The 16,784-nt window shown below is 61.8% G+C and carries 13 protein-coding genes; 4 read left to right on the plus strand and 9 right to left on the minus strand.

All coding sequences use genetic code 11. The features are described from left to right. Nucleotides 1-23: 23 nt before the first annotated feature. The 6 genes from H6M51_RS02885 to H6M51_RS02910 all read right to left on the minus strand — a co-directional run bounded on the left by H6M51_RS02885 (nt 24) and on the right by H6M51_RS02910 (nt 9,147). On the minus strand, nt 24-1,820 hold the full coding sequence (locus H6M51_RS02885) for a methyl-accepting chemotaxis protein (RefSeq protein ID WP_185808359.1): 1,797 nt from the start codon (nt 1,818-1,820) through the stop codon (nt 24-26). A gap of 277 nt (nt 1,821-2,097) precedes the next feature. Beyond that, nucleotides 2,098-3,915: a phosphogluconate dehydratase gene (edd, locus tag H6M51_RS02890; RefSeq protein ID WP_185808360.1), complete on the minus strand. Its 1,818-nt coding sequence runs from the start codon at nt 3,913-3,915 to the stop codon at nt 2,098-2,100. Nucleotides 3,916-4,041: 126 nt separating this feature from the next. Further along, entirely contained in the window at nt 4,042-4,740 is a 699-nt protein-coding gene (gene pgl / locus H6M51_RS02895; RefSeq protein ID WP_185808361.1) for a 6-phosphogluconolactonase, read from the minus strand. Between the two features lie 11 nt (nt 4,741-4,751). Then, nucleotides 4,752-6,224 (minus strand): glucose-6-phosphate dehydrogenase, encoded by a 1,473-nt coding sequence (gene zwf, locus H6M51_RS02900; protein WP_185808362.1) that lies wholly within the window; start codon nt 6,222-6,224, stop codon nt 4,752-4,754. A gap of 186 nt (nt 6,225-6,410) precedes the next feature. Further along, nucleotides 6,411-7,697, minus strand: coding sequence for an FAD-binding oxidoreductase (locus H6M51_RS02905; protein WP_185808363.1), 1,287 nt, complete (start codon nt 7,695-7,697; stop codon nt 6,411-6,413). Between the two features lie 13 nt (nt 7,698-7,710). Continuing rightward, nucleotides 7,711-9,147 carry a glutamine synthetase family protein gene (locus tag H6M51_RS02910; RefSeq protein WP_185808364.1) on the minus strand — a complete coding sequence of 479 codons (1,437 nt, stop codon included), beginning with the start codon at nt 9,145-9,147 and terminating at the stop codon, nt 7,711-7,713. 124 nt (nt 9,148-9,271) lie between these two features. Between H6M51_RS02910 and H6M51_RS02915 the strand changes: the two genes are divergently transcribed. The 3 genes from H6M51_RS02915 (at nt 9,272) to H6M51_RS02925 (ending at nt 13,542) form a co-directional block, all read left to right on the plus strand. Beyond that, nucleotides 9,272-10,453: an NAD(P)/FAD-dependent oxidoreductase gene (locus H6M51_RS02915; protein WP_185808365.1), complete on the plus strand. Its 1,182-nt coding sequence runs from the start codon at nt 9,272-9,274 to the stop codon at nt 10,451-10,453. A 172-nt stretch (nt 10,454-10,625) separates the two neighbouring features. Next, nucleotides 10,626-10,775 (plus strand): hypothetical protein, encoded by a 150-nt coding sequence (locus tag H6M51_RS02920; protein ID WP_185808366.1) that lies wholly within the window; start codon nt 10,626-10,628, stop codon nt 10,773-10,775. 256 nt (nt 10,776-11,031) lie between these two features. Beyond that, complete coding sequence (locus H6M51_RS02925; RefSeq protein WP_407073539.1) at nt 11,032-13,542, plus strand: methyl-accepting chemotaxis protein; 2,511 nt, start codon at nt 11,032-11,034, stop codon at nt 13,540-13,542. Between the two features lie 64 nt (nt 13,543-13,606). Here H6M51_RS02925 and H6M51_RS02930 read toward each other — a convergent pair whose 3' ends face one another. Continuing rightward, nucleotides 13,607-13,828, minus strand: a complete 222-nt coding sequence (locus H6M51_RS02930) for a hypothetical protein (protein WP_185808367.1) — start codon at nt 13,826-13,828, stop codon at nt 13,607-13,609. A gap of 89 nt (nt 13,829-13,917) precedes the next feature. Between H6M51_RS02930 and H6M51_RS02935 the strand changes: the two genes are divergently transcribed. Next, the gene (locus H6M51_RS02935; RefSeq protein ID WP_185808368.1) at nt 13,918-14,793 is read left to right on the plus strand and encodes a LysR family transcriptional regulator; all 876 of its coding nucleotides are present in this window, start codon (nt 13,918-13,920) and stop codon (nt 14,791-14,793) included. 110 nt (nt 14,794-14,903) lie between these two features. Here the strand turns inward: H6M51_RS02935 and H6M51_RS02940 are convergent, their stop codons facing one another. Beyond that, nucleotides 14,904-15,152: a hypothetical protein gene (locus H6M51_RS02940; protein ID WP_185808369.1), complete on the minus strand. Its 249-nt coding sequence runs from the start codon at nt 15,150-15,152 to the stop codon at nt 14,904-14,906. Nucleotides 15,153-15,314: 162 nt separating this feature from the next. After that, nucleotides 15,315-16,604 carry an isocitrate lyase gene (aceA, locus tag H6M51_RS02945; protein ID WP_185808370.1) on the minus strand — a complete coding sequence of 430 codons (1,290 nt, stop codon included), beginning with the start codon at nt 16,602-16,604 and terminating at the stop codon, nt 15,315-15,317. Nucleotides 16,605-16,784: the final 180 nt, after the last annotated feature.

Raw genomic sequence — 16,784 nt, forward strand, 5'->3', positions numbered from 1 at the left:
GGGCGCGATCCAAGCCTCTCGGCTCAGAATTCCTGCCACTCGTCCTGCTTGAGAGCGGCATTTCCATGCGTCTGGGCCGGGCGTGCCGGTGCGCGCCGGGGTGCTGCTGCCGGGGTGGACGGCGTGTGAGCGCGTGCGGCACCATGGGATGCTGACGCCGCACCCTGCTGGCCGGTATAATGCCTGCCGAGGGTAAAGCGGGAGATGAACTGACGAAGCCGCTGTGTTTCTGTGGCCAAGGTGGCGCTGGCAGCGTTGGACTCTTCCACCATGGCGGCGTTCTGCTGGGTGACCTGGTCCATTTGGTTGACTGCCGAGTTGACCTCGGAGAGGCCGGTTGCCTGTTCGCGAGCCGAGCTCGCAATGGCCTGCATGTGATCGTTGACCGCCACGATATTGTCCTGGATCGTCTTCAAGGCCTCGCCGGTCTCGCTGACCAGCTTCACGCCGTTCTTCACCTCATCGGATGAATTGCGGATCAGCTCCTTGATCTCCTTGGCCGCCTGCGCCGAGCGCTGGGCGAGTTCCCGCACTTCCTGGGCGACGACCGCAAAGCCCTTGCCGGCTTCGCCGGCGCGAGCCGCTTCAACGCCGGCATTCAGCGCCAGAAGGTTGGTTTGGAACGCGATCTCATCGATCACCCCGATGATGTTCGAGATCTGGTTCGACGACTGTTCGATGCGCGCCATGGCCCCCACGGCCTCAGCGACGATCTGGCCGGAGCGGGTTGCGCTCGTATCGGCGGCCTGGGTGGCGTGGCGGGCCTCTTCAGCACGCTTAGAGGCGTTGTTGACATTAACGGTGATCTCGTCGAGCGCCGCAGCCGTCTCCTCCAGTGAAGCCGCCTGCTGTTCGGTGCGCTTCGACAGGTCCTCGGCGCTCGAGCTGATCTCGCGGCTGCCGCTGTCGATCAGATCCGTCGACTGGGCGACCGCGCCGAGTGTCGTCGCAAGCTGGCTCACCGCTTCGTTCAGATTGGTCCGCAGCGACTCGAAATCCGGAGCGAAGGCTTTATCTATGTTGAAGCTGACATCGCCCTTGGCAAGACGTCCAAGCGCGTCGCCGATGGTGTCCACCGCGGTTACACGCTCCGTCACATCGGTTGCGAACTTGACTACCTTGGTCACGCGACCGCGGTCATCGAGGATCGGATTGTAGGAGGCGTTGATGACGACCTTCTTGCCGCCTTTCCCGTAGCGGGTGAATTCGGAAGCCTGAAACTTGCCGGCTCTCAACGCCGTCCAGAAGTCCTGATAGTCGGAGGTCCTGGCGTAGTCGGGATCGATGAAGAGGCTGTGATGTTTGCCCTTGATTTCGTCCATCCGGTAGCCGAGCGCATCGAGGAAATTCTGGTTTGCCGAGACCACCTCGCCCTCTGGCGTGAACTCGATGATGGCCTGCACGCGGCTGATGGCCTCCATCTGGTTCTGGAAGTCGAGGTTTTGCAGCCGCTCTTTTGCGTTTGCCCATTCCACGACGAAGCCCGTGGTTTTGGAGCCGCTCTTCAATGGCGTCACGATCAGATCGAAGGCCCGTTGGCCGACCCAGATGGTCGCCTTGTGCTGGTTCTGCAGGCTCGCCAGCATGTTGCGCTGGTGGCCCGGATTCTTGTGGAAGATGTCGATATTGCTGCCAATAAGCTTGTCGAAGTCGAAGCGCGGGAGTTCTTTCTTCAGGTCGCTCTCCGCTTCCTTGAGCAGTTCCTTCACCGAAGTATTCATATAACGGATATTGAGCTTCTCATCCGCAATCATGATATTGGCAGTAATCACTTCCAGAGATTCGAGTTGCGCGCGGTTGCTATTGGACAGTCCGAACATATTGCGTTGGTCCTTTGGCCACTTCGTGATGCTGTATCAGGGCGCGATCGCTAATGTAGACAAATGGCTGACAATCGGGCGCAGTGTCGTCGATTTGTATATCTTATTGATTTCGCGTGTCTTTCTGCATAAGGGTATACAAAATTAGCAGTAGCGAATTCGTTAATTCGGTCGGTCGAATGATGAATCCAAGACCAAAGTCCAATACTTGATCCCGCTTGGTACAAAAAAGGCCGCGTCGAAGCGCGGCCCTGGTCTCAAATGAGTATTGATCGTTTCAGAAGAGTACGCTTGCGCCCTGATCGGCCGGACCCGAGATCCGGCGGAAGCTTGCGAAAAGTTCGCGGCCCATGCCGAATTCGTTGTCATCAAGATTGGCGGTGGCCAGTGGCCGCGCGTTGAACTCCGCAGCATCTACCAGCACGTCCAACGTGCCGGCAATGGCATCGAGCCGGACAATGTCGCCGTCCTTGATCCTGGCAATCGCGCCGCCGTCGACAGCCTCGGGCGTCAGGTGGATCGCTGCCGGGATCTTGCCCGAGGCGCCGGACATGCGACCGTCGGTGACGAGCGCCACCTTGAGGCCGCGGTCCTGGAGAACGCCAAGCGGCGGGGTCAGGCGGTGCAGTTCCGGCATGCCGTTCGCCTTCGGCCCCTGGAAGCGCACGACGGCAACGAAGTCCTTTTCCAGCTTGCCGGCCTTGAAGGCATCCTGCAATTCCTGCTGATCATTGAAGACGATCGCGGGGGCTTCGACGATATGGCGCTCCGGCTTGACAGCCGAAATCTTGATGACCGCCTTGCCGAGATTTCCCGTCAGCATCTTTAGCCCGCCATTGGCCTGGAACGGCTTGTCGATGGTGGTGAGAACTTTCGGATCGGCGCTGACCTCCGCGGCAGGCTCGCGATGCACGGTGCCGTCATCCGCAAGCTTCGGATCGATCGTGTAGGCGGCGAGCCCCTGGCCATAAACCGTGCGCACGTCGTCATGCAGATAGCCTGCCTTGAGAAGCTGCTTGATCAGGAAGCCCATGCCGCCGGCAGCGTGAAAATGGTTCACATCGGCAAGCCCGTTGGGATAGACGCGGGCGAGAAGCGGCACGATGTCGGAGAGCTCCGAAATGTCCTGCCAGGTGAGCTGGATGCCGCCCGCACGTGCCATGGCAATCAGATGGATCGTGTGGTTGGTCGAGCCACCGGTCGCATGCAGGCCGACGACGCCGTTGACGATCGAGCGCTCGTCGATCATCTCGCCCGCCGGTGTAAACTCGTTGCCAAGCGCGGTGATCGCCAGCGCCCGCTTGGTCGCTTCTTTCGTCAGCGCGTCGCGCAGCGGCGTGCCCGGGTTGATGAAGGAGGCGCCGGGCAGGTGGAAGCCCATGATCTCCATCAGCATCTGGTTGGAGTTGGCTGTTCCGTAGAAGGTGCAGGTGCCCGGGCCATGATAAGACTTCGATTCCGCTTCGAGCAGTTCCGCCCGGCCGACCTTGCCTTCGGCATAGAGCTGGCGGATGCGCGACTTCTCGTCGTTCGGCAGGCCCGAGGTCATCGGTCCGGCCGGAACGAAGATCGACGGCAGGTGACCGAAGGTGAGTGCCGCGATCATCAGGCCCGGTACGATCTTGTCGCAGACGCCGAGATAGATGGCCGCGTCGAACATGTTGTGGCTGAGGCCGATGCCGGCTGCCATGGCGATGGCATCACGGGAGAAGAGCGACAGCTCCATGCCCGGCTGACCCTGGGTGACGCCGTCGCACATGGCGGGCACACCGCCGGCCACCTGCGCCACGCCGCCCGCCTCCGACGCTGCCTGACGGATCAGGGCCGGATAGGTCTCGAACGGCTGGTGCGCCGAGAGCATGTCGTTATAGGCGGTGATGATGCCGAGGTTCGGCACCACGTCGCCCGCAAGTGCCTCCTTGTCCTTGGGGGAACAGACGGCAAAGCCATGGGCGAGGTTGCCGCAGGATAGCGTTGCGCGATGCACGCCCTTGGAAATCGCCCGGCGTGTACGATCGAGATAGGCTTCGCGGGTCGGCTTCGAACGCTCCACGATCCGCTTGGTGATGGCTTCGATACGGCGATCTGCACTCATTGGATATGGCTCCTCATCTGGCGCGGGCGCTTGAAGGCGCACATCACGCAAAGGCCTCCTCGGCCGGGAAACTCGTCATCTCAGCATCAACCCGCCGGAACCCTCCGGCAGGCGAGGGCTTTACCCTCAGGGCGCCCAATAGATGTCGGGCGTCGTCCGGGCCCGTTCTAGAACGGCCCGGATCGGCATGTCTGTCTCGTCCGTGCCGGCCAATGCCTTGTCCAGCACGGCTTTCTTCTCGTTGCCTTCGATATGCACGACCAGCAGGCCGGCATCGTGCAGCGCGGAGAAGGACAGCGTCAGGCGGGCTTCTCCCGCGCCCGGCGCTTCCATGGTCATGACGCGGCGCGGCTGCTCCAGATCGAGCGCGGCTTCCAGATGGTTGCCGCCGGGAAAGAACGAGGCGGTATGCCCGTCCGTGCCCATGCCGAGGATCGCAACGTCGAAGGGTTTGGTCATTCCCGGTACGATGCCGGAGGCCGTGACAGCAGCCTCTTCGATCGTCGCTTCCGGACGGTAGAGCGGGACGAATTCGGCCGCTTCAGCCGCATTCTTCAGAAGATGCGTCTTGACCAGCAGATGGTTTGACCGTGGATTGTCCTCAGGCACGAAACGCTCATCGACCAGGGTGACCTTGACCTTCGGCCAGTCGAGGTTTCGGGTCGAAAGCGCCTCGAAGAACGCCTTCGGCGTCGAGCCGCCGGAAACGGCAAGCGTGGCCTCGCCCTGTCTGGCGATTGCGGCGGAAAGTGCTGCCACAACGGCATCGGCGAGACCGGCTGCGAGTGCGGCCCCCGTCTCGAATGTCTTCATCTGATGCGCCATCGCTTCCGGCCTCAGTCGTTTTCGTGCCAGGTGCGACCGTCACGCTCGATCAGCGCGATGGCCTGGCTGGGGCCCCATGTGCCGGACGTATAGCCTTGCGCCTTCTGGCCGATCTCTTCCCAGGATTTCAGGATCGGATCGCACCAGTTCCACGCTGCCTCGACTTCGTCGCGGCGCATGAACAGCGTCTGGTTGGAGCGGATGACGTCCATGAGAAGACGCTCATAGGCGTCGGGATTGCGGACGTCGAAGGCCTGGGCAAAGCTCATGTCGAGTGACACGTGGCGCAGGCGCATGCCGCCCGGACCCGGATCCTTGATCATCAGCCACTGCTTCACGCCTTCGTCCGGCTGCAGGCGGATGACGAGCTTGTTGGCCTCGATGCGGCCGGCGGCGTCGCCGAAGATCGAATGCGGGATCGGCTTGAAGGCGATGACGATCTCGGACATGCGCGTCGCCAGACGCTTGCCGGTGCGCAGATAGAAGGGCACGCCGGCCCAGCGCCAGTTGTTGATTTCGGCCTTGATCGCGACGAAGGTTTCCGTGTCCGACGCCGCTCCGAGTTCTTCCTGGTAGCCGTTGACCGCACCGCCCGCAGAAGCGCCGGCGCGATACTGGCCGCGCACCGTCAGCTTCTCGACATTGGCGGGTGTGATCGGCTTCAGCGAGCGCAGCACCTTCAGCTTCTCGTCGCGTACGGCTTCGGCGTCGAGCGAGGAGGGGGCTTCCATGGCGACAAGGCAGAGGAGCTGCAGAATATGGTTCTGCACCATATCGCGAAGCGCGCCGGCCTTGTCGTAATAGGTGACCCGACCTTCGAGGCCGACGGATTCGGCCACCGTGATCTGCACGTGGTCGATATGCGCGGAGTTCCACAGCGGCTCATAGAGCGCGTTGGCAAAGCGCAGCGCCATCAGGTTCTGCACCGTTTCCTTGCCGAGATAGTGGTCGATGCGGAAGATCTGCTCTTCCTTGAAGACCTTGCCGATCGTGTCGTTGAGCGCCTGCGCCGAAGCGAGGTCGCGGCCGATCGGCTTTTCCACGACGATACGCGTCGACTTGGTGATCAGCTTGTGGTCGCGGATCTTGTCGGCAATGTCGCCGAATATCGAGGGCGACACCGCCAGATAGAAGGCGCGGACGATGTCCTTGCCCTGGTCAAGGAGCTTCTTGAGATCTTCCCAGCCCTGGTCCGACTTGGCGTCGACCGAGACGTAGAAGACCCGGGCGAGGAACCTTGCCACTTCGCTCTCTTCCAGCTCTTCCGCCTTCAGATGCTCTTGCAGCGCGTCGAGCGTGAACTTGCGATATTCCTCATGCGTCATCGCCGTGCGCGAAGCGCCGATGATGCGGGTCGGCTCCGTCAGCTGGCCCGCCAACTGTCGATGAAACAGCGCCGGCAAGAGCTTGCGTTCTGCCAAGTCGCCTGTGCCGCCGAAGACGACGTAGTCAAAGGGTTCAACGGGGATGATCTGGCTGCTCATGCGGCATCTCTCGTTCGGCAATCTGGTTGGACGCGTTCTAATCTAATCGATTTAAAAAAGCCACCCCGCCGGGATGGATTTTGTCTTTGGATGCCCTTGGCAGAATGCACAAAGCGTGTTCTGCGACAATGGAACACACCTGTCGGGATGCGAGCAAGCGCAACTTGGCCGGGATCTGCATGCGTTTCAGAAGCGGTCGCGCAGCGCATACCAGGTCAGCGCCAGGAAGAGCAGCGGCTTGCGCAGTTTCGCCCCGCCGGGAAAGGGCGGTATCTTCAGATCCTTGAAGAGTTCGAGTTCCCGTGCATTGCCCGCCACCATGTCCGCATACATCTTGCCGGAATAGTTGGAGAGCATCACGCCGTGGCCGGAATAGCCGGCAACCGAGGTCACGCCGGGCATCACATCCCGGGCAAACGGCTTGCGCGGCAGGGTGATGCCGACCGAACCACCCCACGCATGGGTGATCTCGACATTGCGCAGATCCGGATAGATCTCGGCAATCTGCCGCCGGATATGGCTGGAAATGTCGCGCGGACTGTCAGCCGTGTAGGCCTCGCGCCCGCCAAACAGCAGGCGACCATCGCGGCTCTTGCGGAAGTAGCGCACCACGAACCGGCTGTCTGCGACCGCTTCCGAGCCCTTGAGCACCTGCGGAAACCGGTCGAGTGGCGCGGTTGCGCCGATGAAGGAGCGGATCGGCATGACATGGGCTGCCGTCACCGGCTCCAGATTGCCGATATAGGCATTGGTCGCGATCAACACCCGATCCGCCGTGATCGTGCCTTTCGGCGTGTCGATCAATGTCTTGCCACCCGCCTGGCGGAGCGCGCTTGCCCGCGTCATTTCATGGACATGGGCGCCCGCCGCGGCTGCAACCCTTGCCAGCCCCACCAGCAGTTTCAGCGGATGGATATGCCCGGTGCCGGTATCGCGCACACCGTAGTGGTAGCGCGTCGAGCCTACCCGCTCGTGAGTCTCCTCGCGATCCATGAAGGAGATATGCGGATAGCCGTAGCGGACTGCCATGATCTCGGCATCGTGCCGATAATCCGATTCCCAGCCCCGCTTGTGCGCCACGTTCATCTGACCCGGCAGATACTCAATATCGATGCCGTGCTGCTCGGAAAAATCGAGCAGGTAGCGCTTGGCGTTCTCCGCCATGTCGAACAGCGCCTTGGAGCGCTCGAAGCCGAGTTCGGCCTCCAGTTCGCCCGGCCAGGCGCGCTGTCCGGTGCCGAGTTGGCCGCCATTGCGCCCAGAAGCCCCGTCACCGAAGCGGCTGCCTTCGATCAGAACGACCGAGACACCGAGGCGTGCAAGATTGTAGGCGGCCTGCAGGCCGGTGAAACCGCCGCCGATGATCGCGACGTCAGTTGTTATAGAGCCGTCGAGGGCCGGATATTCCGGCCGCTCGCCCACGCTTGCCTGATACCAGGAGATCCCCGGTGCAATCGGGCTTTGCCATGCCATGGATCGTCCTCCCTCACACGTTGAGCAGGAGGAATTCGCGTTCCCACGGGCTGATCACCTGCATGAATGTCTCGAACTCACCGCGCTTGACGCCTGCATAGAGTCCGATGAACTCCGACCCGAAGACCTCGTTGAAGTCGGGCTCGCTTTCGAGCAATGCGACGGCTTCCAGCAGGCCGCGCGGCAGATCGACCGAACCCTCGTTCTCGGAGCCCTCGGCCGCGGCCGTCGGTTCGATCTCCTTGACGATCCCCAGATAGCCGCAGGCCAGCGAAGCCGCGAGCGCGAGATAGGGATTGGCATCCGAGCTTGGCAGGCGGTTTTCGACACGACGGGCGGCGGCATCCGAAACCGGGACACGGAAGGCCGTGGTGCGGTTGTCATAGCCCCACGCATTGTTGACCGGTGCCGCCATGTCGGGCGTCAGGCGACGGTAGGAGTTCACATAGGGTGCCAGCATCACCAGCGCATTCGGCACATATTTCTGCATGCCGCCGATGAAGTGGAAGAACTCGGGCGATGCCGAGCCGTCAGGCTTCGAGAAGACGTTCTTGCCGGTCTTGATGTCGACCACCGACTGGTGGATGTGCATCGCAGATCCCGGCTGTCCCTGCATTGGCTTGGCCATGAAGGTCGCGTAGATCCCATGCTTCAGCGCCGCCTCGCGGATCGTGCGCTTGAACATGAAGACCTGATCGGCAAGCTCGATCGGATTGCCGTGGCGCAGGTTGATCTCGAGCTGCGCCGGGCCTTCCTCGTGGATCAGGGTGTCGATCTCGAGCCCCTGCTTTTCCGAGAAGTGGTAGATGTCGTCGATCAACTCGTCGAACTCGTTGATCCCGGCAATCGAGTAACCCTGGCCACCGACGATCGAACGGCCCGAGCGGCCTTTCGGCGGATGAAGCGGATAGTCCGGGTCATCGTTCATTGCGACCAGGTAAAACTCGATTTCCGGTGCCACGACCGGCTTCCAGCCCTTCTCCTCGTAGAGCCGGAGCACGTTCTTCAAGACGTTGCGCGGAGTGTAGGATACGTTTTCGCCATCGACATTGACGATGTCGCAGATGACCTGCGCCGTCGGATCGCTCTCCCACGGCACAACGGAAAGCGTCGAGAGATCGGGCACGAGCTTCAGGTCGCTGTCACGCGGCTCGTAGCGGAAGTTCTCGGTTTCGTCAGGATATTCGCCCGAGATCGTATGGCGATAGAGAGCTGAAGGCAGCGCCAGCGAGGTATTGGAGGTGAACTTCGACGATGGCATCATCTTGCCGCGCGGCACACCGGCGAGGTCGGGGGTGATGCACTCAATGTCCTCGATGCCGCGGGCTCTTAGCCACGTCGCCGCTTCCTTCCAGTTCGAGACGCCGCGCTTCGATCCAGGGTCCGGCGGAACCACCGCTTTTTTGGAGGGCGCGCTCTGGGGTCTCAGCATGGATTTCTTCGCGGGCATGTCTCACCGGTTGGCTGTTGATGATGGTCATCATAGCCGGAGTTTGGCCTTTGGCGAGGGGGACGCGTTGACTTTGATCATAAGTTTGTCGAGACAGACGACGAATTCCCGGGAGCACAAGCCAATGGCCAGAAAGTTTGACGTCGCGATCATCGGAGCCGGTGCCGCCGGCATGATGGCGGCCTTGACCGCCGGCCGGCGTGGCAAATCCGTCATCGTCCTCGACCACGCCAAGGCGCCGGGCGAGAAGATCCGCATCTCTGGCGGCGGCCGCTGCAACTTCACCAATATCCATGCCGGGCCGAAGAACTATCTCTCGCAGAACCCGCATTTCGCCAAGTCGGCGCTCGCCCGCTACACGCCATCAGACTTCATCGCGATGGTCGACCGCCACAAGATCGCCTGGCATGAAAAGACCCTCGGCCAGCTCTTCTGTGATGAGAGCGCCAGGGACATCATCCGCATGCTGCTCGAAGAGATGCGGGCCGTGCATGTCGATCTCCGGCTCGCCTGCGAGATCTCGGAGGTCGAAAAGGGTGTCGACGGTTTCCGCCTGTCGACGAGCGAAGGCCCGATCGCCGCAGACAGCCTGGTGGTTGCCTGCGGCGGCAAGTCGATCCCGAAGATGGGTGCCACAGGTTTTGCCTATCGCATCGCCGAGCAGTTCGGTCTTCCAGTCACCGAAACGCGGCCGGCGCTCGTGCCGCTCACCCTGGAGCCGAACCTGCTGGGTGAACTTTCGGAACTCTCCGGCGTGGCCGTCGATGCCGACGTCGGCCATGGCAAGACGCACTTCCGGGAGGCCTTGCTCTTCACCCATCGGGGCCTCTCCGGTCCGTCCATCCTGCAGATCTCAAGCTACTGGCGGGAAGGGGACGAAATCACCCTCTCGCTTGAGCCCGATGCCGATTTTGTCGAGCTCCTGAAGGCCGCCAAACGCGAAAACGGCCGCCAGCAGGTGCAGACGGTCCTGGCCCAACACCTGCCCAAGCGCCTCGCTCAATATCTGGCGGAGGCCGCAAAACTCGAACGCCCGCTGGCCGACCTGCCTGACAAGGCACTTATGGCACTCGCCGAGCGCATCCGCCGCTGGCCGATCAAGCCGGCCGGCTCCGAAGGCTACCGTACGGCGGAAGTCACGCTGGGAGGCGTCGATACCACTGCACTCGACAGCCGCACGATGCAGGCGAAAGCGGTGCCGGGGCTCTACTTCATCGGCGAATGCGTCGATGTCACCGGCTGGCTCGGCGGCTATAACTTCCAGTGGGCCTGGGCTTCAGGCCATGCGGTCGGCGAGTCCGCCTGAGCAAAGTCTCACGCTCCAGACAAGCTTATACCGGTAGTTCAGGGCTTGTTAACATGCGTCGGTCATCCTGCTCGAATGCCGGTGTGATATCCTTTGATATCGCGACATGAGGTCTGGCCGGCTGAAGCCCGCAAAGGCATGATCTTATCTGGCCGCATCAAGGACCGCGCCCATGAACCGTGACACTCGCAAGCCCCGTGCCATCGCCATTGCAGTCGCCAGCACCCGTGAAGAAGAGCGCGCCCGTCTGCGCCACCTGAGCATCGTTTGCCTCTACGCAGCCAGCGCCATTGCCGCGCTTGCCTTTGGTCTTCTCGTCTGAGACGAGCTTTTCCATCCCATCGAAGATCACGGCTTCCTTAAGGGAAGCCTACGGCCGGTCGACGCCTGCTGGCCCGTGTCGAAGAGCAAGAGCAGCCCCCCTGTTTTTAACTCCGTCTTGAGACTTTGCTGCAACTCTTTTCCTTGGAGTGGAGTATGGGCGGCGCAGATAACTATCGGCGCAGTCTCACATTTTTAAGCGGGCGCGCCGCAAGCGCCGCCTTCTTTTTGGGGGAACTATTTTGATCGATCGGATTTTGTCGCGTTTTTCCATCTCGACGAAGGTTATGGCCTTCGTCTTGCCTTTCGTTCTGTCGATCACCGCAGTCGGTCTCATGGGCCTCTACGCATCCGGGCTCCTGCAGCAACGCATGGAGATCTCCAACGGCACCATGCGTTCGCTGAACGGCTTCAAAAACGTGACGGGCGCCATGGCACGCTTTCTCAACCAGACATCGGAAGAGACACGGAGCGTCGTCCTCGATCAGCTGGCGTCGCAACAATTGACGCTAAACCAGAACATCGCCGAGATAGGCGCCGACGGCACGGGCCGTAACTTCCTCGACGAAGCGATCGCTGGAACGGGCGCCGTCAACGAGAAGATCGCCACGCTCTGGCAGTTGCATGAGGCCGAAGTGGCGCTGGCCGCAGCCATCCAGGAGCACCTGAAGGGACTGATGGCGCAGCAGATCCGGGTATCCGATGAGGCGCAGAAGCTGCAGCGTGCTGCGCTTGGTGGGGAAAACGATGCAAAAAGCGCGCTGAAGGAGGCAGATCGCCTGTCTGCAGCTGCCCGCCAGTTGGCGGAGGTGAGCAAGGGGTATTTCTCCGCCGGCCTGCCGGAGGCGCAGTTCCCGTACCTGCAGACGCAGGTGGCGGAGCTGGTGAAGACGCAGCGCAAGATTGCCAATGCGCTTCCTCCCGAGCACAAGGGGATGGGAAAGGAACTGCAAGCGGCGATCAACGAGATCAAGAAGATCGTCGCAGCCGGCGACACCAGCATGGAGGCGGGGCGTGCCATGGGTAGCATCCTCGCGCGGTTCCGCGGTTTCCAGGCCATTCTGCAGGAAAGCGCCACGACCAAATACGCCGAGTCGGTCCAGAAATTCGCAGCTGTCGAGACAGGCGCCGTACAGGCTGCCGATGTTCTCGTCGGCAGCCGCACCCTGATCGCCGACGTTTATGATCTGCGCATCATGACCGCGACCTTCCTCAATGTGAAGGACGACAAGACACGCGAACCGATCCTGCGTCAGATTAAGCTGATCGGTGACAACCTCGCCGTTCTCGGCGGCAGCATCGCCGACAAGGCCTTCTATGACAGCCTGGCGGCAGCCATCACGCCGCTCCTGGCATCCCTGACCGCCGATACCGAAGCCCTCGTCAAGACGAGCGCCGAACGCATCGCAAGCTTCGATGAAGCAAGCCGCACCATGGACGCGATCTGGGCCTCGCTCACCTCCTTTGCCGACCTGCAGAAGGATGTCGCCGGCACGGAGCGCCAGGAAGCCAACCGCCTGTCGATCAGCACCATGATCGCGGGCGTCGTGCTGGCGGTCATCGGCGGCATCGCTCTGGTGCTGACCCTGCAGCGGCCGATCACCCGCATCACCACAAGCATGCAGCGCCTGGCGGAAGGGGATCTTGAGGCCGGGATTTCCGGCGATAAGCGCGGCGACGAAATCGGCGCCATGGCCCGGGCCCTTGCCGTCTTCAAGACCAATGCCCGCACCAAGCTCGAGATCGAAGCCGAACGTCAGCGCGAGCAGATGGAGGCCGAAGCCGAGCGCCGCCGCAATGACGAGGAAAAGCAGGCTCTCGACCAGCAGATCGAACATGCCGTGGGCAAGCTCGCTCAGGCTCTCGAGCGTCTTTCCAATGGCGATATCTCCTTCGAGATCGAAGGCCGCTTCCACGGTCGTCTCGAGCAACTTCGCAACGACTTCAACCTGTCGCTGGCCCGTCTGCGCGACACGATGCACCAGATCTCCGGCAATGTTGACCAGATCCAGAACAACGGCCGCCAGATGGCGCAGTCAGCACTGGATCTTGCGCGCCGAACCGAACAACAAGCCGCATCTCTGGAAGAAACCGCAGCCGCCGTCGACGAGATCACCGCTGCCGTTCGCTCGTCGTCCGAGCGTGCGGAAATGGTCAATGGTGTCGTCCGCGAAGCCAAGAAGAATGCCGATGAATCCGCTGTGGTCGTCGGCAGCGCGATCTCGGCCATGGGCCGCATCGAAGAAGCGTCGCGCCAGATCTCCAACATCATTGGTGTTATCGACGAGATCGCGTTCCAGACAAACCTGCTGGCGCTGAACGCTGGCGTCGAGGCCGCCCGCGCAGGTGAAGCCGGCAAGGGTTTCGCCGTTGTCGCGCAGGAGGTTCGTGAGCTGGCCCAGCGCTCCGCGGGTGCGGCAAAGGAAATCAAGGCGCTGATCAATCGATCCGCCGAAGAGGTGGCAAGCGGCTCCACCCATGTCCAGCAGACAGGCACGGTCCTGTCGCGCATCGGCGGGCAGATCGCGACGATCAGCGAGCATATCGAAATGATCGCCGAGACCAGCCGCGAACAGTCGGGCGCGCTGCACGAGGTAAATGGTGCCGTCGGTCGCATGGACCAGATGACCCAGCAGAATGCAGCGATGGTCGAAGAGGCGACGGCCGCAACCCAGGACCTTTCCGCCCAGACGGACGCTCTGCGCGATCTCCTCCAGCAGTTCCGCATCGAGGCCGATCGCAAGCAGTCCGTGGGTCGCGCGGCCTGAAGCTTTCGACACAACATCGTGGTCAGAAGCAAGAAGCCCGGCGCCAAGCGCCGGGCTTCTTGCGTCAGGCTTTCGAAAGGCGGCACTCAGGATGGTAGGCCGACGGCTGTTGCGCTGTTTGCTCGTTGCGGGCGAGCCGGTCGACAACTGCATGACTGAATTTAGCCAGCCTCTGCCACGGCGCCTCGCCGTAGGACGCATAGAATTCGTCCTCAGATAGACGGTCGGATTTTCTGAACTGCCGGCGCAATGCGACAATGGCGAGGGCAGCGTGAACTTCATGCATGACGGATCTCCTCTCGTTGATGCCGTCCTTTCTTTTATTCGCCAAATCTGGCTGTATGAACAGCCATGAACGTGCTATATCTTTCATCCATGAAAGACGTAGCGTGGGATGCCTATCAGCTTTTTCTGGCAGTGGCCCGCCACGGCGGCCTGACAGCGGCTGCCGAAACCACCGGACTAAGTGCGGCCACGCTCGGACGCCGCATGGTCGAGCTCGAACAGGCACTGGGGCGCGAACTCTTTCTCCGCAGCCAGACGGGCTATCGACTGACCAGTGACGGCAGCCAGCTTCTTGAGCATCTGGTCGAGCTTGAAGCGGGCAGCCGGCGGGTCGAGGAATGGCGGCGCGGCACTGCGGGCCAGTCACTGGTGCGCATCAGTCTCGGCACCTGGATCGCCTGGCTGCTTTGCCAGAACATGGCAGTGATCCGTACGCCGCGCGACGAATTCCGCATTGATCTGCATGTTGCCGAGCAGCGTGCCCGGCTTTCGCATCGCGAGAGCGACATCGGCATTCGCGCCTTCGAGCCGGAGGAGCCGAACCTCGCCGCAATCCCGGCAGGAGAAGTTGCCTATGCGGCCTACAAGGCGCGCAACAAGAAGTGGATGGGGCCTGAGCCCTGGGTCGCGGTGGATGATGAAAACGCCGTTTCCGCCTATCTGCGCTGGCCGCGCCAGCAGGCTGCCGAGCGCATTGCCATCACGGTCAACCGCCCGCGATCGCTGAGAGATCTGGCAAGGGCAGGGGCAGGGCTCGCCGTTCTCCCGTGCTTTGTCGGGGATCTCGATCCGACGCTCGAGCGTGCAGGCGAAGATATCCCGGAGCTGCGCCATCGCCAGTGGATCGTGATGAACAATGACGACCGCCACCGCACCGATATCCGGGCCGTCGCCGATCGGCTTGCAAAGCTCTTGAAGTCCCACCGTGATCTTCTGGCGGGCAGGCGCCCCAGCACCAGCGGCTGAGCATAAAACGAAAAACCCCGCACGACGACCGGCGCTCCTCCCCAGAGGCGATCATCGTGCGGGAACCGGTCCGGAGGTCAGGGGCCGGACGGGGGATGTCTGCGCGTGGCTCAGGCTGCCTGGTGGCTGCCCTGGGTCACGATGACAGGGATCAGGAGATCACCCCAATTGCCGTCGCCACCGTGATGGCGGGCAGAACGGACGAGTTCGACCGAGACGCCGGCATCGACGGCCTTCATGATCGTATGGTTGAGACGGTGCAGGTCATTTGCCAGCATGCGGATCGTGGCCTGCTGGTCGGCGGTCATGGCCGAAGACTGCTCTTCTGCGCGTTCTTTGACTCGGGTCTGGGGTGTCATGGCATTTCTCCTCTTGGTGTTGGGGGTTCTTGAAGTCACCTCCCCCTTGAGGGGGAGGTCTTGAGCCTAGCTGCGGGTGGGGGTGATCCTTGGACGGTTGCGACGGTCACCCCACCCCGGCACTGCGTGCCGACCCTCCCCTTCAAGGGAAGGGTGCGATCCTTACTCAGCCGCCGGCTTGAACTGCTCGGTTTCGGTCGATTCCTTCATAGCGGTCGTCGAAGACTGGCCGGCGGTGATGGCAAGCGAGACGGCGTCGAAGTAACCGGTGCCGACTTCGCGCTGATGCTTGGTCGCGGTGTAGCCGTTGACCTCTGCGGCGAATTCCGCCTCCTGCAGCTCCGAATAGGCCGCCATCTGGCGATCCTTGTAGCCGCGCGCCAGTTCGAACATGCCATAGTTCAGCTGATGGAAGCCGGCGAGGGTGATGAACTGGAACTTGTAGCCCATGGCACCCAGTTCGCGCTGGAACTTGGCGATCGTCGCGTCGTCGAGGTGCTTCTTCCAGTTGAAGGAAGGCGAGCAGTTATAGGCGAGCTTCTTGCCCGGATAGACCTTGTGCACGGCTTCGGCGAACTTGCGGGCCTGTTCGAGATCCGGCTTGCCGGTCTCCATCCAGATCATGTCGCAATAGGGTGCGTAGGCAATCGCACGGGCGATGCAGGGCTCTATGCCGTTCTTGACCTGATAGAAACCTTCCGCCGTGCGGCCGGCATCATAGTCGACGAAGGGCTGGTCACGCTCGTCGATGTCTGAGGTCAGGAGCTTTGCGGCTTCCGCATCGGTACGGGCGACGATCAGCGTCGGGACCCCCATGATGTCGGCGGCCAGACGGGCAGCCGTCAGGTTGCGGATATGGGCCGCCGTCGGGATCAGAACCTTGCCGCCAAGATGGCCGCACTTCTTTTCCGAGGCCAACTGATCTTCGAAGTGAACGCCTGCCGCGCCGGCTTCGATGAAGGCTTTCATGATTTCAAAGGCGTTGAGCGGTCCGCCGAAACCGGCTTCCGCATCGGCAACGATCGGGGCGAACCAGGTGTCGACCGAAAGCCCCTTGCCTTCCTGGGTTTCGATCTGGTCGGCGCGCTGGAGTGTGCGGTTGATGCGCTTGGCAAGCTCCGGAGCGGCATTTGCCGGATAGAGCGATTGGTCCGGATACATTGATGACGCCGTGTTGGCGTCGGCCGCAACCTGCCAACCGGAAAGGTAGATGGCCTTCAGGCCGGCACGGACCATCTGCATGGCCTGGTTGCCGGAGAGCGCGCCGAGCGCGTTGATGAAGGGCTCCTCGTTGATCAGCTTCCAAAGCCGGTTAGCACCCATCTCGGCGAGCGTGTACTTGATCTCGACCGAGCCGCGCAGGCGCTTCACGTCGGCTGCAGTGTAGGGACGATCGATGCCGTCGAAACGGCCCTTGGGTGCATTGGGAACGAGATTGTAAAATTCAGTCATGTCGGGTCTCCCTGTTCACTGCAAGAAGCAGGCAATGCCGAAACTGGATAGTCTGCCTGGCCGCTTCTGATGTGACTAGATTTACACCGCACTGCAAAATTCGGCCAGAAAATTCGATAAAACAAAGAGATGAAAGAGGTTAGGCTGTCTTGTCTTTGACAGGGCGCCTGTGTAAAATTG

Source organism: Rhizobium sp. AQ_MP (genome assembly GCF_014237835.1).
Lineage (GTDB): Bacteria > Pseudomonadota > Alphaproteobacteria > Rhizobiales > Rhizobiaceae > Allorhizobium.

What these genes read in the sequence shown, in the direction of transcription:
- H6M51_RS02930 (WP_185808367.1), bottom strand. Translation starts at nt 13,828, where the DNA reads ATGCATGAAGTTCACGCTGCCCTCGCCATTGTCGCATTGCGCCGGCAG.
- H6M51_RS02935 (WP_185808368.1), top strand. Translation starts at nt 13,918, where the DNA reads ATGAAAGACGTAGCGTGGGATGCCTATCAGCTTTTTCTGGCAGTGGCC.
- H6M51_RS02905 (WP_185808363.1), bottom strand. Translation starts at nt 7,697, where the DNA reads ATGGCATGGCAAAGCCCGATTGCACCGGGGATCTCCTGGTATCAGGCA.
- pgl (WP_185808361.1), bottom strand. Translation starts at nt 4,740, where the DNA reads ATGGCGCATCAGATGAAGACATTCGAGACGGGGGCCGCACTCGCAGCC.
- H6M51_RS02940 (WP_185808369.1), bottom strand. Translation starts at nt 15,152, where the DNA reads ATGACACCCCAGACCCGAGTCAAAGAACGCGCAGAAGAGCAGTCTTCG.
- aceA (WP_185808370.1), bottom strand. Translation starts at nt 16,604, where the DNA reads ATGACTGAATTTTACAATCTCGTTCCCAATGCACCCAAGGGCCGTTTC.
- H6M51_RS02885 (WP_185808359.1), bottom strand. Translation starts at nt 1,820, where the DNA reads ATGTTCGGACTGTCCAATAGCAACCGCGCGCAACTCGAATCTCTGGAA.
- zwf (WP_185808362.1), bottom strand. Translation starts at nt 6,224, where the DNA reads ATGAGCAGCCAGATCATCCCCGTTGAACCCTTTGACTACGTCGTCTTC.
- edd (WP_185808360.1), bottom strand. Translation starts at nt 3,915, where the DNA reads ATGAGTGCAGATCGCCGTATCGAAGCCATCACCAAGCGGATCGTGGAG.
- H6M51_RS02910 (WP_185808364.1), bottom strand. Translation starts at nt 9,147, where the DNA reads ATGCCCGCGAAGAAATCCATGCTGAGACCCCAGAGCGCGCCCTCCAAA.
- H6M51_RS02920 (WP_185808366.1), top strand. Translation starts at nt 10,626, where the DNA reads ATGAACCGTGACACTCGCAAGCCCCGTGCCATCGCCATTGCAGTCGCC.
- H6M51_RS02915 (WP_185808365.1), top strand. Translation starts at nt 9,272, where the DNA reads ATGGCCAGAAAGTTTGACGTCGCGATCATCGGAGCCGGTGCCGCCGGC.